This window comes from Microbacterium sp. CH1, from assembly GCF_001595495.1.
GTDB lineage: Bacteria > Actinomycetota > Actinomycetes > Actinomycetales > Microbacteriaceae > Microbacterium.
Genome location: NZ_LOSO01000019.1, coordinates 176,763 through 200,815 on the forward strand (window position 1 = coordinate 176,763; position 24,053 = coordinate 200,815).

Annotated in this window: 21 protein-coding genes; 13 read left to right on the top strand and 8 right to left on the bottom strand. The window is 72.0% G+C overall.

Annotation, left to right across the window (positions count from 1 at the left end; genetic code table 11):
* Nucleotides 1–570, top strand: a complete 570-nt coding sequence (locus tag AUV07_RS14445) for a YdeI/OmpD-associated family protein (RefSeq protein WP_062637186.1) — start codon at nucleotides 1–3, stop codon at nucleotides 568–570.
* Nucleotides 567–731 carry a hypothetical protein gene (locus tag AUV07_RS17845; protein WP_168429049.1) on the top strand — a complete coding sequence of 55 codons (165 nt, stop codon included), beginning with the start codon at nucleotides 567–569 and terminating at the stop codon, nucleotides 729–731. Before AUV07_RS14445 ends, AUV07_RS17845 begins: the two co-directional genes overlap by 4 nt.
* Before the next feature lie 21 nt (nucleotides 732–752).
* Here the strand turns inward: AUV07_RS17845 and AUV07_RS14450 are convergent, their stop codons facing one another.
* Entirely contained in the window at nucleotides 753–1,946 is a 1,194-nt protein-coding gene (locus AUV07_RS14450; RefSeq protein ID WP_062637187.1) for an anhydro-N-acetylmuramic acid kinase, read from the bottom strand.
* Between the two features lie 202 nt (nucleotides 1,947–2,148).
* Here AUV07_RS14450 and AUV07_RS17850 point away from each other — a divergent pair, with 202 nt between their 5' ends.
* Nucleotides 2,149–2,616, top strand: coding sequence for an apolipoprotein A1/A4/E family protein (locus AUV07_RS17850; protein WP_197462159.1), 468 nt, complete (start codon nucleotides 2,149–2,151; stop codon nucleotides 2,614–2,616).
* A gap of 8 nt (nucleotides 2,617–2,624) precedes the next feature.
* Here AUV07_RS17850 and AUV07_RS14460 read toward each other — a convergent pair whose 3' ends face one another.
* A complete protein-coding gene (locus tag AUV07_RS14460) occupies nucleotides 2,625–3,527 on the bottom strand; it encodes an ROK family protein (RefSeq protein WP_062637188.1) in 903 nt (300 codons plus the stop codon).
* The gene (pyrE, locus tag AUV07_RS14465; RefSeq protein ID WP_062637189.1) at nucleotides 3,524–4,084 is read right to left on the bottom strand and encodes an orotate phosphoribosyltransferase; all 561 of its coding nucleotides are present in this window, start codon (nucleotides 4,082–4,084) and stop codon (nucleotides 3,524–3,526) included. The genes AUV07_RS14460 and pyrE overlap by 4 nt, the downstream gene beginning before the upstream one ends.
* 37 nt (nucleotides 4,085–4,121) lie before the next feature.
* Here pyrE and AUV07_RS14470 point away from each other — a divergent pair, with 37 nt between their 5' ends.
* Both AUV07_RS14470 and AUV07_RS14475 read left to right on the top strand, forming a co-directional pair.
* The gene (locus AUV07_RS14470) at nucleotides 4,122–4,967 is read left to right on the top strand and encodes an exodeoxyribonuclease III (RefSeq protein ID WP_062637190.1); all 846 of its coding nucleotides are present in this window, start codon (nucleotides 4,122–4,124) and stop codon (nucleotides 4,965–4,967) included.
* A 28-nt stretch (nucleotides 4,968–4,995) separates the two neighbouring features.
* Nucleotides 4,996–5,826: a Cof-type HAD-IIB family hydrolase gene (locus AUV07_RS14475; RefSeq protein ID WP_062637192.1), complete on the top strand. Its 831-nt coding sequence runs from the start codon at nucleotides 4,996–4,998 to the stop codon at nucleotides 5,824–5,826.
* Nucleotides 5,827–5,841: 15 nt separating this feature from the next.
* On the opposite strand, the gene AUV07_RS14480 is transcribed toward AUV07_RS14475, so the two are convergent.
* Together AUV07_RS14480 and AUV07_RS14485 are read right to left on the bottom strand one after the other, a co-directional pair.
* A complete protein-coding gene (locus AUV07_RS14480; RefSeq protein WP_062637193.1) occupies nucleotides 5,842–7,029 on the bottom strand; it encodes an MFS transporter in 1,188 nt (395 codons plus the stop codon).
* Between the two features lie 35 nt (nucleotides 7,030–7,064).
* Entirely contained in the window at nucleotides 7,065–9,089 is a 2,025-nt protein-coding gene (locus tag AUV07_RS14485) for a carboxypeptidase-like regulatory domain-containing protein (RefSeq protein WP_197462155.1), read from the bottom strand.
* Between the two features lie 191 nt (nucleotides 9,090–9,280).
* Between AUV07_RS14485 and AUV07_RS14490 the strand changes: the two genes are divergently transcribed.
* The 5 genes from AUV07_RS14490 to AUV07_RS14510 all read left to right on the top strand — a co-directional run bounded on the left by AUV07_RS14490 (nucleotide 9,281) and on the right by AUV07_RS14510 (nucleotide 14,555).
* On the top strand, nucleotides 9,281–10,534 hold the full coding sequence (locus AUV07_RS14490; RefSeq protein WP_062637198.1) for a sensor histidine kinase: 1,254 nt from the start codon (nucleotides 9,281–9,283) through the stop codon (nucleotides 10,532–10,534).
* Nucleotides 10,531–11,220 carry a response regulator gene (locus AUV07_RS14495; protein ID WP_062637199.1) on the top strand — a complete coding sequence of 230 codons (690 nt, stop codon included), beginning with the start codon at nucleotides 10,531–10,533 and terminating at the stop codon, nucleotides 11,218–11,220. Before AUV07_RS14490 ends, AUV07_RS14495 begins: the two co-directional genes overlap by 4 nt.
* A gap of 38 nt (nucleotides 11,221–11,258) precedes the next feature.
* A complete protein-coding gene (locus tag AUV07_RS14500) occupies nucleotides 11,259–12,440 on the top strand; it encodes a benzoate/H(+) symporter BenE family transporter (protein WP_062637201.1) in 1,182 nt (393 codons plus the stop codon).
* Between the two features lie 106 nt (nucleotides 12,441–12,546).
* The gene (locus AUV07_RS14505) at nucleotides 12,547–13,431 is read left to right on the top strand and encodes an ABC transporter ATP-binding protein (protein ID WP_062637236.1); all 885 of its coding nucleotides are present in this window, start codon (nucleotides 12,547–12,549) and stop codon (nucleotides 13,429–13,431) included.
* Nucleotides 13,428–14,555 (top strand): ABC transporter permease, encoded by a 1,128-nt coding sequence (locus AUV07_RS14510; RefSeq protein WP_082802981.1) that lies wholly within the window; start codon nucleotides 13,428–13,430, stop codon nucleotides 14,553–14,555. The genes AUV07_RS14505 and AUV07_RS14510 overlap by 4 nt, the downstream gene beginning before the upstream one ends.
* 84 nt (nucleotides 14,556–14,639) lie before the next feature.
* Here AUV07_RS14510 and AUV07_RS14515 read toward each other — a convergent pair whose 3' ends face one another.
* Nucleotides 14,640–18,158: a bifunctional proline dehydrogenase/L-glutamate gamma-semialdehyde dehydrogenase gene (locus AUV07_RS14515; protein ID WP_062637203.1), complete on the bottom strand. Its 3,519-nt coding sequence runs from the start codon at nucleotides 18,156–18,158 to the stop codon at nucleotides 14,640–14,642.
* 137 nt (nucleotides 18,159–18,295) lie between these two features.
* Here AUV07_RS14515 and AUV07_RS14520 point away from each other — a divergent pair, with 137 nt between their 5' ends.
* Together AUV07_RS14520 and AUV07_RS14525 are read left to right on the top strand one after the other, a co-directional pair.
* The gene (locus AUV07_RS14520; RefSeq protein ID WP_062637206.1) at nucleotides 18,296–19,204 is read left to right on the top strand and encodes a LysR substrate-binding domain-containing protein; all 909 of its coding nucleotides are present in this window, start codon (nucleotides 18,296–18,298) and stop codon (nucleotides 19,202–19,204) included.
* A gap of 102 nt (nucleotides 19,205–19,306) precedes the next feature.
* Nucleotides 19,307–19,894, top strand: coding sequence for a nitroreductase family protein (locus AUV07_RS14525; protein ID WP_062637208.1), 588 nt, complete (start codon nucleotides 19,307–19,309; stop codon nucleotides 19,892–19,894).
* A 67-nt stretch (nucleotides 19,895–19,961) separates the two neighbouring features.
* On the opposite strand, the gene AUV07_RS14530 is transcribed toward AUV07_RS14525, so the two are convergent.
* Nucleotides 19,962–22,172 (bottom strand): ATP-dependent Clp protease ATP-binding subunit, encoded by a 2,211-nt coding sequence (locus AUV07_RS14530; RefSeq protein ID WP_082802982.1) that lies wholly within the window; start codon nucleotides 22,170–22,172, stop codon nucleotides 19,962–19,964.
* An 85-nt stretch (nucleotides 22,173–22,257) separates the two neighbouring features.
* Nucleotides 22,258–23,457 carry a bifunctional phosphopantothenoylcysteine decarboxylase/phosphopantothenate--cysteine ligase CoaBC gene (coaBC, locus tag AUV07_RS14535; RefSeq protein WP_062637210.1) on the bottom strand — a complete coding sequence of 400 codons (1,200 nt, stop codon included), beginning with the start codon at nucleotides 23,455–23,457 and terminating at the stop codon, nucleotides 22,258–22,260.
* 87 nt (nucleotides 23,458–23,544) lie between these two features.
* Between coaBC and AUV07_RS14540 the strand changes: the two genes are divergently transcribed.
* On the top strand, nucleotides 23,545–24,053 hold a 509-nt coding region (locus tag AUV07_RS14540; RefSeq protein ID WP_062637211.1), incomplete at its 3' end, for an NRDE family protein.

Here is a 24,053-nt window from a genome sequence, read left to right on the forward strand (position 1 = left end):
GTGGGCGCCCTCGACGACGGCGAGCGGGTCACGGCGGCGGACGCCGCGGCCTGGCGCGCCTGGCTCGAGGCGAACCACGAACGCACGGCCGGGGTGTGGCTCCTGAGCGTGCGCGGGCGATCTGCCACCGGCGTCGGCTACGAGGACGCCGTCCGTCAGGCGCTGTGCTTCGGGTGGATCGACGGCCCCGTACGCACGTTCGACGAAGACACGAACGGGCAGTGGTTCTCGCCGCGACGGCCGGGGAGCGGCTGGGCGGCGTCGAACAAGGCGCGCATCGCGGAGCTCGAGGCCGCGGGGCTCCTCGCTCCCGCCGGCATCAAAGCGCTGGAGACGGCGAAGGCGAACGGCTCGTGGACCGTGCTCGACGGCCCGGAGGCCGGCATCGAACCCCCGGAGCTGACGGCCGCCCTCGACGCCGTGCCCGCGGCCAGGGCGAACTGGGATGCGTTCCCGAAGTCGGTGAAGAAGTTCGGCCTCACGCACATCGCGATGGCCAAGCGTCCGGAGACGAAGGCCGCCCGCATCGCGAAGCTCGTGGCGGACGCCGCGGAGGGGAGACGCCCATGAACCAGAGCGACCTGCTGTTCCTCGTCCTGATCCTCATCACGCTCACGTCGCTGACGGTCTTCGTCGTGCAGTTCGTGCGCTCCCGCCGCCGCGGCGGCGAGGACGACGGCCGGGCCGGCTGGTGGGAGGGCCCCTGGGACGACGACGACCGCCGGCGCTGAGCCGACGGTCACCGGGAGGTCTCAGGAAGCGGGCGCCGCCCCCGTGAGGGTGAGGGAGTCGATGGCCGGGACCGGCTCTGGCATCTGCAGCGGACCGGCGCCGGGCGTGATCGTGCCGAGAATGCGCGGCTCGCGCGCCCCCGTCCCGCCGGGGACGATCGCGGGGACGCCGTGCAGGGTCGACCAGCCGATGAGCGCGAGGAGGATGGCCTCCTTGCTGTCGGCGGGGGCGCCGAGCTCGTCGGCCAGGACGACCTCGGTCTGCGGCAGCGCGGTCCGCAGCCCGTCGAGGATCAGCGGGTTGCGGCAGCCGCCGCCGGACACCGCGAGGAAGCCGATCCCGGCGGCCTCGACGTCGCGGGCGACCGTGCGGACTGTAAGCTCGGTGAGCGTGCGCACGACGTCGGCGACCGCGATCTCACGTCCCTGCGCCGCGAGGTGCTCCTGCACGTAGGCGAGGTGGAAGTGCTCCTTGCCCGTGCTCTTCGGCGGGGTGAGGGCGTAGTACGGGTCCGCGAGCATGGCGTCCAGCAGCGCCTGGTCGACCCGTCCGGTCCGGGCGATCGCCGCATCGTCGTCATAGCCGAGCGGGTTGAGGTCGTGCGCGACGATGACGGCGTCGACCAGGGCGTTCGCGGGGCCGATGTCGTAGGCGACGAGGCCGTCCGGGCGGACGACGGTCATGTTGGAGATGCCGCCGAGGTTGAGCGCCGCCGAGACGCCGGCGCGGCCACGGAGCAGCAGCTCGTCGAGGAACGACACGAGCGGAGCGCCGTGGCCGCCCGCGGTGATGTCGCGGATGCGGATGTCGGAGACGACGGGCGCACCGGTCTTCTCGGCGATCCAGGCGGGCTGCCCGATCTGGAGGGTGCCGAGCGCGTGGGCGCCGTCGACCCAGTGGTAGACGGTCTGGCCGTGCGAGCACACCGCATCCACGCCGCCGACCTCCGCCGCGATGTCGGCCGCGACGCCGGCGAACGCCTGCCCGATGAGGGTGTCGAGCTCGGCCACCTCGGCCAGGGTGGTCTGCGCCGGAGGGAGCGCGGCGATGAGGCGTGCCCGCAGCTCGGGATCGTAGGGGACGCTGGTGGACGCGAGCACCGTGCCCCGGAGGTCGACGCCGTGCGCTGTGAACCCCCCGTTGGTGGCGAACTCGACGACGGCGGCGTCGATCCCGTCGTGCGAGGTGCCGGAGATCAGTCCCAGGACGCGCATCGATTTCCTTCCGACGAGAGGTATGTATCAAAACTACATCAGAGGCGTCCATGCTGTAACAGCGTTCCAGTATCGCTGCGCCCCTTCTCCTGCACACCTCAGCGGTATTGGTTACCTCTTCACAGATGCCAGAATTCCGACCGGCGCCCGCACGGCGACCACGTATCGTCGAAGCCACACCCGCACCGAGGAAGGGAACACCGTGTCCGCGGACACCCTCACGATCATCGTCAGCGCGATCGGCGTCGTGCTCACCCTCGGCGCGAGTCTGTTCGCGGCAGGGGCGTGGATGATCCGTCGCATCGACGAGCGTCTCGGCGCCGTCGACCACCGGCTCTCCACAGGCATCGGCTCCGTCGAAGAGAAGCTCGGCGCCCGCATCGACTCCGTCGAAGAGAAGCTCACCGCACGCATCGACACCGTCGAAGAGAAGCTCACCGCACGCATCGACACCGTCGAAGAGAAGCTCGGCGCACGCATCGACACCGTCGAAGAGAAGCTCGGCGCCCGCATCGACACCGTCGAAGAGAAGCTCACCGCACGCATCGACACCGTCGAAGAGAAGCTCGGCGCCCGCATCGATGCGGTGGCGGCGGACGTCACGGACCTGAAGATCGCCGTCGCCCGGCTCGAAGGGCCCCCGCGACACCTGCTCGTGTCAGGGAGCTGACCCTCCCGTCAGCGCAGGACGAGGGCGGCGGCGCCGATCAGCGGCCCCTCGTCGCCCAGGCCCGAGCGGACGACGCGGGTGCGACGGGAGTACTCGTGCACGGCGCTGGCGGTGAGAGCCTGCTGGACGAGGTCGATGTAGTCCGCCGACACCCGCGAGAAGCCGCCGCCGATGGCGACGACGTCGAGGTCGACGAGGGTGGCGGCATCGGCCAGTGCCTCCCCGACGGCGCGGGCGGAGCGTTCGATCGCGGCGCGCGCGACGGCGACACCGGCCGCGGCGTCCCGGGCCAGGTCCTCCCCGGTCGCGCCGGACCAGCCCTGCTCCCGCGCCCAGGCGGCACTGGCGGGTCCGGAGGCGATCTCCTCGAGAGTGAGCCCGCCCTCGCGGCGCACCTGCCCGAGGTGCCCGGCGTTGCCGCTCGCCCCGGGCACATACGCACCGCCCACGACGAAACCGCCGCCGACGCCGGTGGACACGACGATCGACAGGGAGGCTCCCGCCTGCTGCGTCGCCCCCAGCCACGACTCCGCGAGCGCGAGCGCGCCGCCGTCGTGACCCAGGACCGCCGGGACGTCCCGTCCGAGTGCGGTCGAGGCCGCACGGGCGACCGCATCGACGAGGCCGAACCCCCGCGCGAGGGGCATGTTCACCGGCAGGATCTCACCGCGGGTCCGATCCACGGGACCCGCGCTGCCGATCCCGGCGCCGACGAGCTCCGCGTCGGCGGGCAGGGCCGCGAGCGCATGCCGCACGATCGCGTCGACCGCCGCCGTCAACGACGCGGACGTCGCCTCGCGGCCGGTGGGCTGCCGGCTGCGGCTGCCGGGGACGAGCGTGCCGTCGTCGGCGACGAGGGCGGCCTCCATCTTCGTGCCGCCCACGTCGACGGCCAGCGCGTAGCGGGTCACTGCGGGTCGAGCCCGAGGTCGTCGAGGTCGAAGGCCGCGCGCCACTCCAGGCCCTCGGCCTCGATGGCGGCCTGCGCGCCGGTCTTGCGGTCGACGATCACCGCGACCGCCACGACCTCCGCGCCTTCCTTGCGGAGAGCCTCGACGGCCTTGAGTGCGGACTGCCCGGTGGTTGAGGTGTCCTCCAGCACGACCACGCGCTTGCCCTTCACGTCGGCGCCCTCGATCTGGCGACCGCGGCCGTGGTCCTTCGGCTCCTTGCGCACGACGAACGCGTCGAGCGGACGGTCGGCGTTCACCGAGGCGTGCAGGACGGCGTTCGCGATCGGGTCGGCGCCGAGCGTCAGACCGCCGACGGCGACGACGTCGAGATCGGCGATCAGGTCGCGCATGATGCGGCCGATCGCCGGGGCGGCGCGGTGGTCGAGGGTGAGCTTGCGCATGTCGACGTAGTACGTCGCCTTCTTGCCGCTGGAGAGGGTGAAGTCGCCGTGGAACACCGCCTCGTCCGTGATGAGGGCGAGGAGGGTCTGGCGGTCTGCGTCGAGTGCGGTCACGGCATCCAGTGTAGGAGGCACACCCTAGGCTGGACGCATGCGCTTGGCCACCTGGAACGTCAACTCCATCCGCACCCGCGTCACCCGCACCGTCGAGTTCGCCGTCCGTGAAGACATCGACGTGCTCGCGATGCAGGAGGTGAAGTGCAAGCCGGAGCAGTTCCCGTATGCACCGTTCGAGGAGGCCGGCTACCACGTCGAAGTGCACGGCCTGAATCAGTGGAACGGCGTCGCCATCGCCAGCCGGCTGCCGATCACCGACGTCCGCACCGCCTTCGACGGCATGCCCGGGTTCGCGAAGGGCCACGAGGGCCCCGATGCCCCACAGGAGGCGCGCGCGCTGGGCGTCATGGTCGACGGCGTGCGCGTCTGGAGCCTGTACGTGCCCAACGGCCGCTCGCTCGACGACCCGCACTACGTCTACAAGCTGCACTGGCTCGAGCGGCTCAAGCAGTCCACGGCGGCGGAGCTGTCGGCGAACCGCGACCTTCCGCTCGCCCTCGTCGGCGACTTCAACATCATCCCGTTCGACCATGACAACGGCGATCCCGACATCGTGGTCGGCCGCTCCACCCACGTGTCCCCCGCCGAGCGCGACGCGTTCTTCGCCCTGACCGACGCGGGCGTGACCGACGTCGTGCGCCCGCTGCTCCCCGAGGGCTACACCTACTGGGACTACCAGCGGTTGAAGTTCCCGCGCAACGAGGGCATCCGGATCGACTTCATCCTCGGCTCGAAGACGTTCGCCGATGCCGTCACCGGCGCGTCGATCCACCGCAACGAGCGCAAGGGCGAGCAGCCCAGCGACCACGTGCCCGTGGTGGTCGATCTGGACTTCGGCGGCGACGACGCCGACGACGACCTGCCGATGATCTTCTCCTGACCCTTCGACAGGCTCAGGGACCCATCGCATGGCAAGCTCAGGGACCCATCCCGTGCGGCTGATCGCGACCGACCTCGACGGCACGCTGCTCGACAGCTCGTCCGCGGTGTCGCCGCGCACCCGTGCCGCGCTCGACGCCGCGCGAGACGCGGGCGTCGCGGTGGTGCCCGTCACCGCCCGCCAGCCGATCGGCCTGCGCGTGATCGCCGCCGACGCCGGCTTCGACGGGTGGGCCCTGTGCGGCAACGGCGCGTACGCGACGCATCTCACCGAGGGCCGCATGCTGTTTGCCGAGGAGCTGCCGCCCGCGACGCTGCGCACTCTCGCCGACGCACTGCGCGCCAGCGTCCCCGGCTTGCTCTTCGCGAGCGTGCGGGAGGGCGGCGAGACGTTCGTGGCGCAGCACGGCTACGCGGCGATCGCGCAGCTGTCCGATCACAAGCGTGACCCCGCGACGATGGGCGGCGTGCCGCTGGACGAGGTGCTGGCCGCGCCGACGCTCAAGCTCGTGATCCGGCACCCCAAGCTCGCGCCCGCCGCCCTCTTCGAGACCCTGCGGTCCCTCGGGCTCACCGGCTTCGAGGCCACGCTGTCCGGCGCCCCGTTCGTCGAGGTCATGGCGCAGGGCGTCACGAAGGCCACGGGACTCGCGCGCCTCTGCACGCACCTCGGCATCGAGCGCTCCGGCGTCGTGGCGTTCGGAGACGCCCTCAACGACGTCGAGATGCTCCGCTGGGCCGGTCACGGCGTGGCCATGGCGCACGCGGAACCCGTCGTGCAGGAGGCCGCGGACGAGACCACCGCGACCAACGACGAAGACGGCGTGGCCCGCGTGATCGAGCGCCTGCTCGGTCACTGAACAGGTCCCCCGCGGTCAGTCGGCCCCGGTCGGACGGGCGTCGGCACGCGGCGGTCGCAGCCCGAGGAGGGCCAGGGCGCCCGCCCCCGCCGTGAGCGCCGCGATGACGCCGATCCCGACCGCCGGCACCGTCGCCGTCGCCACGGCCCCGGCGACGAGCGGACCGCCCGCGTCGCCCAGCTCCCGGCCCAGTTCCGCACTGCCCATCGTGCGTCCCATGCGTTCGGCGGGCGTCGATGCCGCGAGGTGCGAGAACGCCACCGGCGTGGCCAGCCCCACCCCGGCACCGACCAGCACACCCGTGAGGCACAACACGACCGGGGTCACCCAGAGGGCCGAGAGGCCTATGCCGACGCCGATGAGAAGCAGCCCGCCGACCCCGCCGAGGCGGACCGAGAGCCGGCCGCGATCGTGCGCCGCCCCGACCAGGGGCTGCACGATGCTCGACACGACCGCCAGCACCGTGACGATCGCCATGCTGCCCACGGTGCCGAGTCCGGCCTCCCGGCCGAGCAGCGGGAGGAAGCCGACGGCCACGGCGAGCGCGCCGGTCGTGGCCGCCAGCACGAGGGTCGGCACGAGGAACCCCGGAGCGAGGATCTCCCGGCCGAGGTCGACGAGGGTCACCCGTTTCCGGGGCAGCACCGGCACGGCGGGGACGGCGACGAGCACCCATCCGGCCGCGGCCAGCCCGAGCACGGCCAGGGCCCAGAACAGCGCCGGGATCCCGCCCGCCACCACGAGCACCGCACCGAGCAGGGGGCCGAGCGCATATCCGAGACTCTTCCAGGAGCCGTAGCGGCCGAAGTACCGGCCACGCGACGCCTCGTCCGTCAACCGCGCCACCGCGGCGGAGGAGGCCGGGGAGAACGCCGAGGCCGCCGCCCCCTGGCCGAAGCGCGCGATCACGAGGCCGATCATGCCGGGGGCCAGCGCTCCGACCACCGAGAACGCGGCGAAGGCCAGCAGACCGCCGAGGATCACGGGACGCACCCCGACCCGGTCGCTGAGCGCCCCGAAGAGCGGTTTGAGCAGTACCTCGGCGAGGTCGTACAGCGCGAGCGTGAAGCCGAAGGCCAGCAGCGTCCAGCCGATGTCCTCGGTCTCGGCGCCCAGGGCGGCAGCGATGCCGTGCGCGCCGAACGCGGTGGTGAACCCGGCGAGATAGAGCGGTGCCAGCCGCGGGCGCGTCGAGTCGGTCACACTCGATCCTGGCAGGTCCCCGCCCGGCATCCCCCTCAGCCGTGCCGACGACGGCGTCGGAGCAGTGCTCCTCCGCCGAGGAGGAGCACGACCGCCACCAGCAGCGCGAAGGACGGGAACTCGCCGCCGGTCGCGGCGAGGTTCTCCTCGTTCCGCGGCGGTGCCACGGCTTCTCCCGACGTGCCTCCCGAGGCGCCGGGGACGATGTCGAGCCGCACGCTCGCCACCACATTCCGCTGCGCGTCCAGCGCGACCACGGTGTGCGTTCCGGCCGGGAACCCCGCGGGAATGCGGAAGTCGTCCGAGAACGCCCCGTCGATCCCCGCCACGGCCCGACCGAGTTCGGCCGGCTCCGACCGGATCTCCAGTGTGACCGCCTCACCGGGCGCGAAGCCCGATCCCGAGATCGTCAGCACTTCTCCGGCGAGGATCGAGGCCTGCGAGAGGGTGAGCGTGGGCGACGCTGACGGCGCCGTGCACTCCGCGGACAGCATGACGTCCCGTCCCGACACGGTGGCGCCGGGCTCCACCCGGAAGGTGTCGGCCCCGAGGAGCGACTGTGCGCCGCCGAAGTACCCGGTGCAGAAACCGGGCATCTCCACCCGCAGCGTATAGACCCCCGCGGGCAGCGACCCACCGGGAGCCTCGAGATCCGCTCTCCCCCCCAGAGTGAATCGCCCCTCCGTGTCGAGCGTCGCCACGTCCCGCCAGCCGGACGCCGTCCAGAGCAGGGCCGTGACCGTCGCCCCGGAGACCGCGGCACCGCCCGCGGTCGACACCGTCCCGTCGATCGCGCCGCCCGGCGCGAGGTCGAAGTCCACTCCCGCGCGATCGCCGCCCGCGGCCAGCACGACAGGGGTCGCCTCGGCCCGGGTCGCGACGCCGGCGAAGAACTGCGGCGCGAAGATCATGTCGTATACGTTCGCCGTGGCTCGCACGATGTAAGTCCCGGCGGGGACGGCCAGGCGGTACGAGCCGTCGGGCTGCGTGTAGGCCATGCTGACGAGGGTGTCCCCGCTGTACGCCTCCACGATCGCGTCGCCGGACAGCGCGCCCGACGTGCGCACCACGCCGGTGATCATCCCGGTCGCGTCGAGAGTCGCATCGATGTCCGCGATGGCCTGCCCCGGGGCCACGGCGATCCTGGCCGCGTCCTTCTCCTGCCGCGCATCCTTCCAGTACTCGGGGATGCCGCGTCCGCCGTTGGGAACGAACGCCACCGCGTACTCCCCCGGCGGCACGGAGAGGGTGTACGACCCGTCCGACGCGACGTCGGCCTGCGCCCAGGCACCCGTCGCGTCGTCGGTGGCGGTGACCCACCCGGCCACGGGCGAGCCGTCGATCGCCAACGTCATCGACCCCTGGATCACGCCGAGCTCGGCGAGGAGGGCATCCACTCCCCCACGGTCCTCTCCCGCGGTCACGCGAACGGCCGTCGCCTTGCGGTCTCCGTAGGCGTCGTCCCAGAACTCGGCGGCCAGCGCCGGCTCCGCGGGATCGAAACGGACGCGATAATCGCCGGCAGGGAGACCGTCGATCCGATAGGTCCCGTCGGCGCCCGTCTGCGCGACACCCGACCGGGAGAAGTCGGCGGAGTCCACGCGCACGGTCACGCCTTCGAGCGGCGAGCCGTCGGCCTGCCGCATCACGGAGCCGCTGATCGCCCCACCGAGCGTGAGGGCTGCATCGACACCGTCGACGGGTTCTCCCTCGGCGACGATGAGACGCTGCGCGGCCGCACGCGACGACGCATCGTCCCAGAACTCGGAGATGAAGTCCGTCCCGGAGGCATCGAACGCCACGACATACTCCCCCGCCGGAAGGTCCGGCACGAGGTACGCACCCGTGGCATCGGTCGTCGTGAGTTCGAAGACCGACGCGTCGTCGGTCGACACCGAGACGGTGACGCCCGCGAGAGGGGAACCGTCCGCCTCCGCCGTCACCGTCCCCGCCAGGGATCCCCCTGACGCGGCACCGGCTGCGGTCGCGCCGCCCAGTGCGAGTGCGAGGGCCGCGGCCCCGCCCATGATCGACCGAAAGAACGCGCGTCGTCGCGCCATGTCCCCACCCTCCGGAGGAGGCCGGCGCAGCCCGGTGCTGTCGCGGTCGACCTCGAGCTCTGCCGATCCCGCGGCAACGCCTTCTCCGAAGGTAGACGATCGACGCATCGGAAAGGAATAGGCAGATCACAGACGGCCGTCTCCGTCGCGCGGGGGATGCCGCGCGACGGCCCCCGCCCTACGGTGGAGGGATGGCCTTCACCCGGACGCCGACCCTGCGCGACCAGCGCGGCGACCTCCTCCTCGCGCTCGTCCTCTTCGTCGGCGCGATCCTCAGCGCGGCGCTCTCCTCCATCGCCCAGGTCTACGGCGACGAGCAGGCTCCGCTGTGGACCGCCCTCGTCTACGCCGTCGTGGTGGCGGCGCCGCTCGGTTTCCGCCGGCGCTGGCCCGGCACCGTGGCCGTCGTGGTGTCGCTCGCCTACTTCACCGCGGTGACGATCCGGGTACCGGATATCTACGTCGGCAACATCGCGATGTTCATCGCGCTCTACACGGTCGGCGCCTGGATGAACGACCGCCGGAAGGCCCTGGTCGTCCGTGTCGCGATCATCGTCGGCATGTTCGTGTGGCTCCTCATCACCATGTACCGCGACGCCATCAGCGAGGCGGACAAGGCGGACGTCGTCGCCGGCGCCATGTCGCCCTATGTGGCCTTCATGCTCATCCAGATCCTCCTCAACGTCCTGTACTTCGGAGGGGCTTACTACTTCGGCGAGCGCTCCTGGGCGGCGGCGGAGCAGCGCGCCGTGCTGGAGGAGCGCACCCGCGAGCTGGAGCGCGAGCGCGAGGTCACCGCGGCGCAGGCGGTGGCCCTCGACCGGGTGCGGATCGCCCGAGAGCTGCACGACGTCGTCGCCCACCACGTGTCGGTCATGGGCGTGCAGGCGGGTGCCGCGCGCCTCGTGCTCGAGAGCGATCCGGCGCAGTCGGCGCGCATCCTCTCCGGGATCGAGTCCTCCGCGCGGGACGCGATCCAGGAGCTGCGCCAGCTGCTGGAGACGCTGCGTACCCCCGGCGACGACACGGCCGAGTCGGCGTCGACCGTCTCCCTCGACGACATCGCCGCCCTCGCGGAGGCATCGACGGAGGCGGGCCTCCCCACCGCGTACACCGTGATCGGCGATCCGGTGCCGGTGCCCTCGCTCGTCGCCGTGAACCTCTACCGGATCGCGCAGGAATCGCTGACCAACGCCCGTCGGCACGCCGGGCCAGGGGCGACTGCGGACGTGCGCGTGCGCTACGACGCCGACGGCGTGGAGGTCGAGGTCGTGAACACCGGCCGTGCCATCGCCCAGCTGCGTCCCGGCCTCGGCCAGCTCGGGATGCGGGAGCGCGCGGCGGCCTCCGGCGGCACGTTCGAGATCGCTCCGCGCGCGCCCGGCGGGGTGCGGGTGCGAGCGCGGGTGCCGCTCGGCGCACCCGTGACGGAGGCCGCACGGTGACCGCGCCGATCCGGGTGCTCCTCGTCGACGACCACGCTCTCCTCCGCGCCGGCTTCCGCACGATCCTCGACACCCAGCCCGACATCACCGTCGTCGGCGAGGCCTCGACCGGGGCGGAGGCCATCGCGCAGGCCGCCGACCTGCGCCCTGACGTGATCACGATGGACGTGCAGATGCCCGACATGGACGGGATCGAGGCGACGCGCCGCCTCGTGGCCGACCCCTCGGTGAGCGCCGCGATCGCGATCGTGACGACGTTCGATCGCGACGACTACCTCTATCAGGCGCTCGAGGTCGGCGCGAGCGGGTTCCTCCTCAAGAACGCGGGTGCCGAGGATCTCATCTCCGCGGTGCGGGCTCTCGCGGCCGGGGACGGCATGCTGGCACCCGAGGTGACGCGCCGCGTCCTCAGCCGCTTCGCCGGAGCGACTCCGGAGACCGGCGCCGCTCCCGCCCGCGCGGTGACGAAGACGACCACGACCCCCGTCCTCGCGGAACCGCTGACCGAGCGGGAGGCCGAGGTGCTGACCCTGCTCGCCGACGCCCGCAGCAACGCCGAGATCGCCCGCGCCCTGTTCATCGGGGAGGCCACCGTGAAGACCCACGTCTCCCGCATCCTGCAGAAGCTCGGCGCCAGGGACCGCGTGCAGGCCGTCGTGCTCGCGCATCGGATGGGGCTGGCCTGACCGGAGGCGGACCGCTCCCCCGCGATACTCTCGGAGCCATGCCCGCCGCCGCCCCCGTGTCCCGTCCGATCGTCGCCGGGATCGTCACGGCGCTCGTGGGGTTCACGAGCTCGTTCGCGGTGGTGCTCACGGGCCTCGATGCCGTCGGCGCGTCGGCGGCGCAGGCGGCCAGCGGACTCCTCGCCGTAAGCCTAGCGATGGGGCTCGCCTGCATCGTGCTGGCCTGGCGCTACCGGATGCCGATCACGGCCGCGTGGTCCACTCCCGGTGCCGCCCTGCTCGTGGCGACCGGCAGCGTCGAGGGTGGCTGGCCCGCCGCGGTCGGGGCCTTCCTCGTGACCGCGGCCCTCATCCTCCTCACGGCGCTCTGGCCCGCGCTCGGAGCTTTGATCGCCCGGATCCCTCCGTCGATCGCGCAGGCCATGCTGGCGGGGGTGCTGCTGCCGCTCTGCCTCGCGCCGATCACGGGGGTCGTCGCGAACCCCTGGGGCGTGGTCCCGGTGGTGCTGACCTGGCTGGTCTTCGCCCGCCTGGCTTCCCGGTGGGCGGTGCCGCTGGCGTTCGTCGCCGCGGCCGCGGTCGTCGCCGTGTCGCTGGTCACCGCGGGGACCGCCGTCGACCCAGCGGTCCTCCTGCCGCGGTTCGAGCTGACGATGCCGGCCTTCACGGTCGGGGCCCTGGTCGGCATAGCCCTGCCGCTGTTCATCGTGACCATGGCGTCGCAGAACGTGCCGGGTATCGCGATCATGCGCAGCTTCGGTTACGAGGTCCCGTGGCGTCCGGCGATGCTCGTGACCGGTCTCGGCACGGCCCTCGGCGCTCCGGCGGGCGGGCACGCCATCAACCTCGCCGCCATCAGCGCGGCCCTCGCCGCGTCCCCCGACGCCGACCCCGACCCCGATCGGCGCTGGATCGCCGGGGTCTCCACCGGGGCGTCCTACCTCGTGCTGGGGGCGTTCTCCGCCGCCTTCGCGACCCTCGTCGTGCTCGCCCCGACGGCGATCATCCCGGCGGTCGCGGGACTCGCGCTGTTCGGCGCCTTCGGCGCGGCCGTCCAGCAGGCGATCGACGACCCCGGCGAGCGCCTCCCCGCGGTCGTCACGTTCCTCGTCGCCGCCTCCGGCATCGCCGTGCTCGGGGTGAGCGCGGCATTCTGGGCGCTGGTCGCCGGCCTGCTCGTGCGCACGGTGCTGCACGCCGGCCGTCCGTCCCGCGGCTGATCCGTGGCCGTCCCCCCTGCGGGGGATGCCCCGCCCCGCCCGTGCTCAATAGCGTGAAGGTCATGCGGATCACCTTCGGACGGAGCACCACGACATGACCACCGGACTGCTGGAACTCTCCGGCATCACCAAGAGCTACGGCAGCCGCCGGGTGCTGGACGACGTGTCGTTCACGGTCGCGCCGGGCCGGCTCACCGGCTTCGTCGGCGGCAACGGCGCCGGCAAGACCACGACCATGCGCATCATCCTCGGGCTGCTGTCGTCGGACGGCGGACGAGTCGACCTCGACGGGGCGCCCCTCACCACCGCCGACCGCCGCCGCTTCGGCTACATGCCCGAGGAGCGAGGCCTGTACCCGAAGATGAAGGTCCTGGAGCAGATCGTCTACCTCGCGCGCCTCCACGGGTTCAGCAAGCCGGACGCGACGGAGCGGGCGACCGCGCTGCTCACGGAGCTCGGACTCGGCGAGCGCCTCGACGACACGATCGAGTCGCTGTCGCTGGGCAACCAGCAGCGAGCGCAGATCGCCGCGTCGCTCGTGCACGACCCCGAGGTGCTGATCCTCGACGAGCCCTTCTCCGGCCTGGACCCCCTCGCGGTGGACGTCGTCGCCGGCGTTCTGCAGGCCAGCGCGGCCCGCGGCGCCTCGATCCTCTTCTCCTCCCACCAGCTCGACGTGGTCGAGCGCCTCTGCGACGACCTCGTCATCCTCGCCGGGGGCACCATCCGTGCCGCCGGGTCCCGGGAGGGGCTTCGCGCCGAGCACGCCCGCGACCGGTACGAGCTCATCTCCGCGGGCGACGCCGGGTGGCTGCGCACCGAACCCGGGGTCACGGTCGTCGACTTCGAGGGCGGCTACGCGCTCTTCGACGCGGACGGCCCCGACACCGCGCAGCGCGTGCTGCAGTCGGCGGTCGCGCGCGGCGACGTCGCCAGCTTCGCGCCCAAGCACCCCTCCCTCGCCCAGATCTTCAAGGAGGTCATCCAGTGAACGCCTCGACCCCTTCGACAGGCTCAGGGACCCAGCACTCCGCAGGATCGGGGAACCCCGCACGGAACGGGATCTGGCTGGTCGCCGAGCGGGAGATCGGCTCCAAGCTCCGCAGCAAGGCGTTCCTGATCTCGACCGGCATCCTGCTTGTCCTCGCCCTCGCCGGCGTGCTGTTCGGCGGCTTCGCGAGTCAGAACACCGACGCCATGCCCGTCGCGGTGACCGCGGAGACCGCGGGCGCCGTGTCCGCGCTGCCCGACGTCGAGGTGACCGAGGTCGCCTCCCGCGCCGAGGCCGAGGAGCTGGTCCGCGACGGCGACGTCGACGCGGCGGTGCTCCAGGGCGACAACGCCGCGGGCTACACGATCGTCGCCCTGGAGGATGCGCCCGGATCGCTGGTGTCCGCGCTGTCGCTCTCGCCCGAGGTCGTGATCCTCGAACCGGTCACCACCAATCCACTCCTGCGCTACTTCATCGCGATCGCCTTCGGGCTCGTCTTCATGATGGCCGCGGCGACCTTCGGTGGCACCATCGCGCAGAGCGTGGTCGAGGAGAAGCAGACCAGGGTCGTGGAGGTGCTGCTGTCGGCGATCCCCGCGCGCACGTTGCTCGCCGGCAAGGTGATCGGCAACACGGTGCTCGCGATGGGACAGATCCTCGCCCTCGCGGCCGTCGCCACGATCGGCCTCATCGTGACGGGTCAGCGGGAGGTGCTGACCACGCTCGGCGCCCCCATCATCTGGTTCGCGGTGTTCTTCCTGTTCGGGTTCATCCTGCTCGCGGCGATGTTCGCGGCGGCGGCCTCCATGGTCTCCCGGCAGGAGGACATCGGCTCGACGACGACCCCCATCACGATGCTCATCATGGCGCCGTACGTGCTGGTGATCGTGTTCAACGACAACCCGCTGGTGCTGACGATCATGTCGTACGTGCCGTTCTCGGCTCCGGTCGGCATGCCCATGCGCTTGTTCGTCGGCGAGGCGCAGTGGTGGGAGCCCCTCCTGAGCCTCGCGATCCTCCTGGCGAGCTGCGTCGCGGCGATCGTCGTCGGCGCGAAGATCTACGAGAACTCCCTGCTGCGGATGGGCTCGCGCGTGAAGCTCGCCGAGGCTCTGCGCGGCTGATCCCGAGACCCCGCTTTCGCGTCGAGACCCCCTGCTGCACGCGCGTACAGCAGGGGGTCTCGACGTGTACCCGGGGTCTCGGCGTCAGAGGAGGCCGTCGGAGAGGGTGGTGGGGTTGCCGAAGCGGTGGTTGGTGATCGACACGGCCTGCTCGTGCAGGAACGGGAGCATCTCGACCCGGCCCGCTCCGGTCACGGCGTGCGACCACACCGCGACGTCGGGGCTGCCGTCGAGGGCCGTGTGCAGCGCGGCGGCATCGCCACCGACGAGCCGCACCCGCTGCCACGACCGGGCACCCTTCGCGTAGCGCTTGGTCCACGCGGCATCCGACTCGGTCTTCACGGCCACGCCCTGGGTCTTGAGCGCCTTCTCCACGCGGGACGGCAGCGACGCGGCCGACACGGTGAACGGGCTGCCGCTGCGCAGGGCCGCGGCGAGCACGCGGACTCCCTCGGCCAGCGGCGCGTCCTCGGCGATGCGCACGTCGACCGCCACCGGACGGTACCGGAACACGTTGCGCTCGACCCCGAGTCCGGACTTGTCGCTCACAGCGCCGAACTCGTCGATCCACGCCCGCTCATCGGCGGCCGCGGCACGGTGCAGCCACTCGATGCCCACGGGGTCGAGCTCGGGCGCGGCCGCCTCCAGCAGCCCGGTCACGGCGGGGGTCACCGCCGCCCCCGGAGCCGCGGCGGGCAGCTCGCCCGCACGCCACTCGCCGAGACCGAAGAGGTAGTTGGGGCCGCCGGCCTTGGCTCCGGCGCCCACGGCCGAGCGCTTCCAGCCGCCGAACGGCTGACGCTGCACGATGGCGCCGGTGATGCCCCGGTTCACGTACAGGTTGCCGGCCTCGACGCGGTCCAGCCAGGTCGCGACCTCGGCGGAGTCCAGCGAGTGCAGCCCCGCGGTGAGGCCGTAGTCGACGGCGTTCTGCAGCCGGATGGCCTCGTCGAGGTCCTTCGCGTGCATGATGCCGAGCACGGGTCCGAAGAACTCGGTCAGGTGGAAGTACGAGCCCTCGCGCACGCCGGTCTTCACCCCCGGCGTCCACTGCTTCCCCTCGTCGTCGAGCTTCCGGGGCTCCACGAGCCAGCGCTCGCCCTTGTCGAGCGTGGTGAGCGCGGTGAGGAGCTTGCCGTTCGCGGGCTCGATGATCGGCCCCATCTGCGTGGCGGGGTCGTCGGGCAGCCCGACGCGCATCGAGGTGACCGCGTCCACGAGCTGCCGCTCGAAGCGCTTCGAGTCGGCCACCGACCCGACGAGGATCGCCAGCGACGCGGCCGAGCACTTCTGCCCGGCGTGGCCGAACGCGCTGCGGGCGACGTCGGCGGCCGCGAGGTCGAGGTCGGCCGACGGCGTCACGATGATGGCGTTCTTGCCGCTCGTCTCGGCGAGCAGCGGCAGGTCGGCGCGGAAGGAGCGGAAGAGCTGCGCGGTCTCGTAGGCCCCGGTGAGGATGACCCGGTCGACCTGGGGGCTCGCGACCAGTCGGGTGCCGAGGTCGCGGGAGGCGAGGTCGACGAGGGCGAGCAGATCGCGCGGGACGCCCGCGGCCCACAGCGCCTCGACCATCACGGCACCGCACCGCTGGGTGAGCTTCGCGGGCTTGATGATCACGCTGGATCCGGAGGCGAGGCCGGCGAGCACACCGCCGGCGGGGATCGCCACGGGGAAGTTCCACGGCGGCGTGACCACGGTCACCTTCGACGGCACGAACTCGGCGCCGGGGATGGCCTCGAGATCCTTCGCCCGCTCGGCGTAGTAGTGCGCGAAGTCGATCGCCTCGCTGACCTCGGGGTCGGCCTCCGCGATGGTCTTGCCGGCCTCGTGCGCCATGATCTCCAGCAGCTCGCCGCGGCGGGCGGCGAGCTCGTCGCCCGCGCGGTGCAGGACGGCGGCGCGCTCGGCGGCGGGGAGCGCCGCCCACCTCTCGGCGGCGGACGTGGCGGCGGCGAACACGGCGTCCAGCTCGGCGTCGGTCTCGATGCGGGCGGCCGCGATCGCGTCCCGGCCGAGCGTCGACGACACCGAGCGCTGCAGGATCTCCCGGCCCCAGGCACGGTTCGCGGCGAGCGCCGGATCGGTGTCGGGCTCGTTCGCGAAGCCGTCCGTGGTGCCGTCAGGGCGCGGGGCCGTGCGGTCCTGAGTGCGGTTCGGGGCCGGTACCGACGGGTCGGCGACGAGCGCGGCGAGAGAGCGCTCGAAGCGTTCCCGCTCGCGGGTGAGCAGGGTCGGGTTCGACGCCAGCTCGAACACGGCGGACATGAAGTTCTCGGGGCTCGCGTTCTCTTCGAGGCGCCGCACGAGGTACGCGATCGCGACATCGAACTCCGCCGGGTTCACGACCGGCGTGTAGAGCAGGAGGCGGCCGACGTCCTTGCGGACGGCCTCGGCCTGCCCGGTCGCCATGCCGAGCAGCATCTCGTACTCCACGAGGGCGCCCTTCTGCCCCTGGGTCCCTGAGGCCGCGCCCCCCTGGGTCCCTGAGCCTGTCGAAGGGCCGGTCACACCGCGGGCCTTCGCGAGCAGCCAGGTGTAGGCGATGTCGAAGAGGTTGTGACCGGCGACGCCGATGCGCACGGCGTCGAGCCGCTCGGGCGTCATCGCCCAGTCGAGCACGCGCTTGTAGTTCGTGTCGGAGTCCTGCTTGGTGCCGTAGGTCGCGAGCGGCCAGCCGTGCACCTTCGCGTCGACCTCCTCCATCGCGAGGTTCGCGCCCTTGACCACGCGCACCTTGATCGGCGCTCCGCCCTTGGCGCGGCGTGCGGCGGCCCACTCCTGGAGACGCTGCATGGCGCCGAGCGCATCGGGCAGATATGCCTGCAGCACGATGCCCGCCTCGAGGTCTTCCAGGCCCGGCTGATCGAGGATGCTCGTGAAGGCCGCGATCGTGAGGTCGAGGTCGCGGTACTCCTCCATGTCGAGGTTGATGAACTTCTGGGTGCCGGTGCGGGCACCCTTCGCCTCGGCCTTCGCCGCGAGCCGGTACAGCGGGGTGAGCTTCTCGACGACGTCGGCGACGGCCTCGTCGAACGACCACATGGAGAGCTGGCTGACGACGCTCGAGACCTTGATCGAGACGTAGTCGACGTCCGGACGGGCGAGGAAGTCGTACGTGCCCTGCAGTCGGCGGCCCGCCTCGCGCTCGCCGAGCACGGCCTCGCCGAGGAGGTTGAGGTTCAGACGGTTGCCGGTCTTGCGGAGCTTGGCGATCGCGGGGCCGAGCTTGGACGGCGTGGCGTCGAGCACGAGGTGGCCCACCATGGCCCGCAGCACGCGCCGCGAGATCGGGACGACGACGTTCGGGAGCTTCGGCGCCCAGAACCCACCGGCCTTGATGGCGGCCCGGAGGTAGCCGGGCAGCAGCGTGGGCGTGATGTCGGAGAGCTCGGCGAGCTTGCGGCCGGCGACCCGCAGATCCTCCGGACGCATGACGCCGTCGACGAAGCCGACCGTGAAGGCGAGGCCGTTCGGATCCTTGAGCACTTCGGACAGGCGCTGGGCGGCCGGCTCGACCGGGTGGGTCTCGCTCTCGGCGAGCCAGCGCTGCACGAGCGCGGCGACCTCTTCGGTGCGGGGGGTGGTGTCGTCGATGACGGTCATGAAGCGGGGTACCTTCCTCGGCCTCGCACACCCGGGTATCGTGTGCGGCTGGATCATTGTCCAGCTGGTCGGTAGGCTCCGTCTATCAACCGATTCGAGTGGATTCTGTTCACTCTTCCCGAACGATCGGAACGGCCGTGCTCGACGTCCATCGCCTGCGTCTGCTCGTGGAGCTGTCGCGTCGCGGGACCCTCTCCGCCGTGGCGGATGCGCTGTCCTACAGCAAGGCCTCCGTGTCCCAGCAGCTCGCCGCGCTGGAGCGTGATGTCGGGGTGCCGCTGCTGCGTCGGGTCGGTCGCGGCGTGCAGTTCACGCCGCAGGGGAACGTCCTGGTGGCCGAGGCCATCGGCATCCTCGATCAGCTCGAGCACGCCCAGGTCGCGGTCGCGGAGTCGCTCACCGAGGTGACCGGCACCGTGCGCCTCGCGGTGTTCCAGTCCACCGCGCACTCCCTGCTGCCCCGCGCGCTCGCAGCCCTCGGCGCGCGCCACCCCGCCCTGCGCGTCGAGGTGACCGAGCGCGACCCCGAGTCCGGGCTGGTGGGCGTCTCCAGCCGCGACTACGACCTCATCCTCGCGGAGCAGTATCCGGGGCACACGCGTCCCATCCACGCCGACCTCGACCGCGTGGTGCTCGCCCACGACGCCATCGCCCTCGCCCGGCATCCGGGAGCGTCGGAACCCGCCGATCCCGTCGCGACCCTGTGGGCGACCCGCGCCGAGCCGTGGGTGCTCGAACCCGCCGGGACCGCCTCCCGCGCGTGGGCGGAGCAGCTCTGCCGCACCGCCGGGTTCGAGCCCGACGTGCGCTTCGAGCTCGCCGACCTCACCGCGCACGTCCGGCTCATCCACGCGGGACTCGCAGTTGGGCTCCTCCCCGAGCTCGTGTGGGCCGGCGATACCCCGACGGTCGACCTCGCCCCGCTCCCGCACGAACCGCGCCGGGAGATCTTCTCCTCCGCTCGCCGGGTCTCTGCGGACGCCCCGTCGATCCGCGCCGTCCGCGCCGCGCTCGCCGACGCCGCCTCCCGCAACCTCCTGGACTGACGCGGCGCACACGGTTCCGGGAATATGCATGCACATGCATCGGTTCCTCCCCCGTGTACCCGGACGACGGCGTCCGATCCCCACCGTCCGAAAGGCACTTCTGTGAGCACTCCCGTCATCGACCGCACCGCCCCGACCGAGCACCCCGTCCTCGACGTCCTCGCCGGCCGCTGGAGCCCCCGCGCCTACGACGCGCAGCACCCGATCGACGAGGCCAAGCTCGCCACTGCCCTCGAGGCCGCCCGCTGGAGCCCCTCCGCCAACAACATCCAGCCCTGGCGCTTCATCGTCGCCCGTCGCGGCACCGCCCTGCACGCCCAGATCGTCGACGCACTGATGGGCTTCAACCAGGCCTGGGCCGGCAACGCGGCCGTCCTCGTCGTCGCGATCGCCGAGACCGCGACCGCCGACGGCACGCCGCTCAGCCACGCGTTCTACGACCTCGGCCAGGCCGTGGCGCACTTCTCCGTCCAGGCCCACCACGACGGCCTCGTCGTGCACCAGATGAGCGGCTTCGACCCCGAGGTCGTCCGCGAGTTCGCCGACCTGGAGCCCCGCTTCACCCCCGCGACCGTCATCGCCGTCGGCGAGTTCGGCGACATCGAGGCTCTGCCGGAGGTCCTGCAGGAGCGCGAGGTCGCCCCGCGCGTGCGTCGTCCGATCGCGGAGTCCGTCGTCCTCAGCGCCTGAGCAGCGACACACGAAAGGCCCGGTAGGCGTCACGCCCACCGGGCCTTTCGTCGTCTGCCGATCCCGATCAGTCGTCGAGCAGCTCGGCCTCGATCACGTCGTCGTCCTCGACCTCCGGCTCGGGGGTCGTCGCGGTGAGCACGAGGCCCGTGCCGTCGGCCGCCACGTCCACCCGGACGGTGTCGCCGTCGTGCACGCCACCCGAGAGGAGGGCGGTCGCCAGCTTGTTCTGCACCTCGGTCTGGATGAGGCGACGCAGCGGGCGGGCGCCGAACACCGGGTCGTACCCGCGCTCGGCCAGCCACGACCGCGCCCCGGGAGTGACCGCGAGCGTGAGGCGACGGTCGCGCAGCCGGTCGTGCAGCTGATCGACCGACAGCTCCACGATCTGCGCGAGGTCGTCTTCGGTGAGGGCCTGGAACATCACGATGTCGTCGAGACGGTTCAGGAACTCCGGCCGGAACGCCTGGCGCACGAGGGCCATCACCTGCTCCCGCTTCTCCTCCACGGAGAGCACGGGGTCGATGAGGATCGGCGAGCCCAGGTTGGAGGTCAGGATGAGGATCACGTTCGAAAAGTCGACCGTGCGCCCCTGCCCGTCGGTCAGCCGCCCGTCGTCGAGCACCTGCAGCAACACGTCGAACACCTCGGGGTGCGCCTTCTCGACCTCGTCGAGCAGGATCACGCTGTACGGACGGCGCCGCACGGCCTCGGTGAGCTGACCGCCCTGCTCGTAGCCGACGTACCCGGGAGGGGCCCCGACGAGCCGGGAGACCGAGTGCTTCTCGCCGTACTCCGACATGTCGATGCGCACCATGGCGTGCTCGTCGTCGAAGAGGAACTGCGCGAGCGCCTTGGCCAGCTCGGTCTTGCCGACTCCGGTCGGTCCGAGGAACAGGAACGAGCCGGTGGGGCGACCGGGATCGCTGATCCCCGCGCGCGAGCGGCGCACCGCGTCGGACACCGCCTTGACGGCGTCCTTCTGCCCGATGAGGCGCTTGCCGAGCTCGTTCTCCAGGTGGAGCAGCTTCTCGCTCTCCCCCTGCAGCAGCCGCCCGACCGGGATGCCGGTCCAGGCCGCGATCACGGCCGCGATGTCCTCCTCGGTGACCTGCTCGTTCACCATGCGCGGTTCGCTCGAGGCGGTGGCCTCGGCCTGCTCGGCTTCGGCGATGTCGCGCTCCAGGCGCTTGATCGTCTCGTACTCGAGCTTCGACGCCTTCGTGTAATCGGCGTTGCGCATGGCGAGGTCGCGCTGGGTGATCGCGTCGTCGAGCTGCTTCTTCAGCTCCCCGACCCGGTTCAGGCCCTGCCGCTCCCGCGCCCATCGGGCCTCGAGTCCGGCGAGCTCCTTCTCGAGCTCGACGAGGTGCTCGCGGAGGGTTCCGAGGCGCTCCTTGGACGCGGCGTCCTTCTCCCGCTTGAGCGCGAGCTCCTCCAGCTTCAGCCGGTCGACCTGACGCTTGAGCTGGTCGATCTCGACGGGAGAGGAGTCGATCTCCATCTTCAGACGCGACATCGACTCGTCGATCAGGTCGATGGCCTTGTCCGGCAGCTGCCGCGCGGGCAGGTAGCGGTTGGAGAGCGAGGCCGCGGCCACGAGCGCGCTGTCGGAGATGGTCACCCCGTGGTGCGCCTCGTAGCGCCCCTTGAGCCCGCGGAGGATCGCGATCGTGTCCTCGACCGTCGGCTCGCCGACGTACACCTGCTGGAAGCGCCGCTCGAGGGCGGCGTCCTTCTCGATGAACTCGCGGTACTCGTTGAGGGTGGTGGCGCCGATGAGCCGCAGCTCGCCGCGGGCCAGCATCGGCTTGAGCATGTTCGACGCCGCGACCGAGCCCTCGCCGCCGCCGGCGCCCATGAGCACGTGCAGCTCGTCGATGAACGTGATGACCTGGCCGTCCGACTCGGTGATCTCCTTGAGCACCTGCTTCAGGCGCTCCTCGAACTGGCCGCGGTACATGGCGCCCGCGACGAGCGCGGAGATGTCGAGCGAGACGAGCTCCTTGTCCTTGAGGGACTCGGCGACGTCGCCCGCGACGATGCGCTGCGCGAGGCCTTCGACCACCGCGGTCTTGCCGACGCCGGGCTCACCGATCAGCACCGGGTTGTTCTTGGTGCGGCGGGTGAGCACCTGGCTGACGCGCCGGATCTCACTGTCCCGTCCGATGACGGGGTCGAGCTTGCCCTCGCGGGCACGGTCGGTCAGGTTGATGCCGAACTGCTCGAGGGCGGACTGCTGTTCCTGGTTCGGGGATCCGGTCTGCGGGGTGGTCATGCGCTCCTCCTGGAGATGCTCCTTCTGAAAGTTGAGTTTGGTTGACTCAAGTTTAGCATTCGGCGGTGCGCGGCTCCACCACCTCTCACCTCTCGCGGGCGACCTCGTCCCAGACGGCCGCCGCCACCTCGCGCTTGGTCCCGGCCGCGGTCCGTGCCAGGGCTCCTCCGCGACCGAGGATGTGCACGGCGTTCTCGCCACGCTCGAAACCCTGCTCCCAGCCGACCTCGTTCACCACCAGCAGGTCGACCCCCTTGCGCTCCTGCTTGCCGCGGGCGCGCGCGAGCAGCTCGGCCTCGTCCTCCGGGGTCTCCGCCGCGAACGCCACGATGAGCTGCCCTTCCCGCCGGGTGTCGACGAGCGCGGCGACGATGTCCTCGTTCTCGACGAGTTCGATCGTGCCGACGCCGCCGCGGTCCTTGGTGAGCTTCCGGGCGGAGACCTCGACCGGGCGGTAGTCGGCCACCGCCGCCGCCATCAGCACGACGTCGGCCGTCGCCGCCTCCTCCTTCATCGCCGCGGACAGCTCGGCCGCCGTGCCGACCCGGACGATCCGGATCTTCGGGTGGCCGGCCTCCGCGAGCACGTCCCCGGCGACGTTCGCCGCGACGAGCGTCACCTCCGCGCCGCGCGCCGCCGCCTCCGCCGCGAGCGCGACTCCCTGGCGCCCGCTGCTGCGGTTGCCGAGGAAGCGCACCGGATCGATGGGCTCCCGCGTGCCGCCCGCCGAGACGACGACCCGCACACCCGCGAGGTCGCCCGGCGTCATCAGCGCCTGGGCGGCGGCGAAGATCTCCTCCGGCTCGACCATGCGTCCGGGGCCGCTGTCGCCGCCGGCCAGTTCGCCGTCGGCGGGGCCGACCACGTGCACGCCGCGGTCCCGGAGCGTCGCCATGTTCGCCTGCGTGGCGGGGTTCCGCCACATCTCCGCGTGCATCGCGGGGGCGACGAGCACCGGCGCCTCGGTCGCGAGCAGCGTCGTGCCGAGGAGGTCGTCGGCGAGGCCCGCGGCCATCTTCGCGAGGGAGTTCGCCGTGGCCGGGGCGATCACGACGAGGTCCGCCCCTTGCCCCAGGGCGACGTGCCGGACGCGAGCGACGTCCTCGTGCACGCTCGTCGTCACCGGGTGCCGACTCAGCGCCTCCCAGGTCGGCAGGCCCACGAAGCGCAGTGCATCCTCCGTGGGCACGACGGTCACGTCGTGACCGGCCTTGGTGAGCAGGCGCACGAGGTGCACCGTCTTGTACGCGGCGATGCCGCCCGTGACTCCCACGACGATGTTCACGCCTCGATTCTGCCCCAGGGTCCGGACGCCCGGGCCGTCGCGGGCGGATCCGTCCCCGCCCGTCCCGGCCGACCTAGACTCGGAGGCGTGTGCACGGTGGTGATCGACGTCGAGGCTGCGGGATCCGCGCGGCTGCTGGCCGTCCGCGACGAGGACCCGGCCCGGGAGTGGGACGCCCTGGGCGCGTGGTGGCCCGAGGAGTATCCGGGAGTGATCGGCATCCGCGACCGCCGCGCCGGTGGGGCCTGGCTCGCCGTGAACCCCGCCGAACGACGCCTCGCCGTGCTCCTCAACCGCGCCGATGTGCAGGACCTCTCCGCGACCGCTGCCGTCTCCCGCGGCACCCTTCCGCTTGCCGCGGTCACCGGGCGTTCTCCGCAGGGAGCCCCGCCGATGCACGGCTTCAATCTGCTCGAAGTCGGTCCGGAGGGCGCGCGAGTGCTCTCGTGGGACGGTGCCGAGTTGCGGGAGACTCCGATCGAGCCCGGAACCCACATGATCGCCCACGACGACCTCGACGACGAGGAGACCCCGCGCATCGCCGCGTGGCTCCCGGAGTTCCGGGCGCTCGGGCCCGCCGCGGCGAGCGCCGACTG

Excerpts from the sequence above, each read along its gene's own strand:
- AUV07_RS17845 (WP_168429049.1), top strand. The coding sequence starts at position 567 with ATGAACCAGAGCGACCTGCTGTTCCTCGTCCTGATCCTCATCACGCTC.
- AUV07_RS14450 (WP_062637187.1), bottom strand. The coding sequence starts at position 1,946 with ATGCGCGTCCTGGGACTGATCTCCGGCACCTCGCACGACGGGATCGAC.
- AUV07_RS14470 (WP_062637190.1), top strand. The coding sequence starts at position 4,122 with ATGCGCTTGGCCACCTGGAACGTCAACTCCATCCGCACCCGCGTCACC.
- AUV07_RS14475 (WP_062637192.1), top strand. The coding sequence starts at position 4,996 with ATGGCAAGCTCAGGGACCCATCCCGTGCGGCTGATCGCGACCGACCTC.
- AUV07_RS14485 (WP_197462155.1), bottom strand. The coding sequence starts at position 9,089 with ATGGCGCGACGACGCGCGTTCTTTCGGTCGATCATGGGCGGGGCCGCG.
- AUV07_RS14490 (WP_062637198.1), top strand. The coding sequence starts at position 9,281 with ATGGCCTTCACCCGGACGCCGACCCTGCGCGACCAGCGCGGCGACCTC.
- AUV07_RS14500 (WP_062637201.1), top strand. The coding sequence starts at position 11,259 with ATGCCCGCCGCCGCCCCCGTGTCCCGTCCGATCGTCGCCGGGATCGTC.
- AUV07_RS14515 (WP_062637203.1), bottom strand. The coding sequence starts at position 18,158 with ATGACCGTCATCGACGACACCACCCCCCGCACCGAAGAGGTCGCCGCG.
- AUV07_RS14530 (WP_082802982.1), bottom strand. The coding sequence starts at position 22,172 with ATGACCACCCCGCAGACCGGATCCCCGAACCAGGAACAGCAGTCCGCC.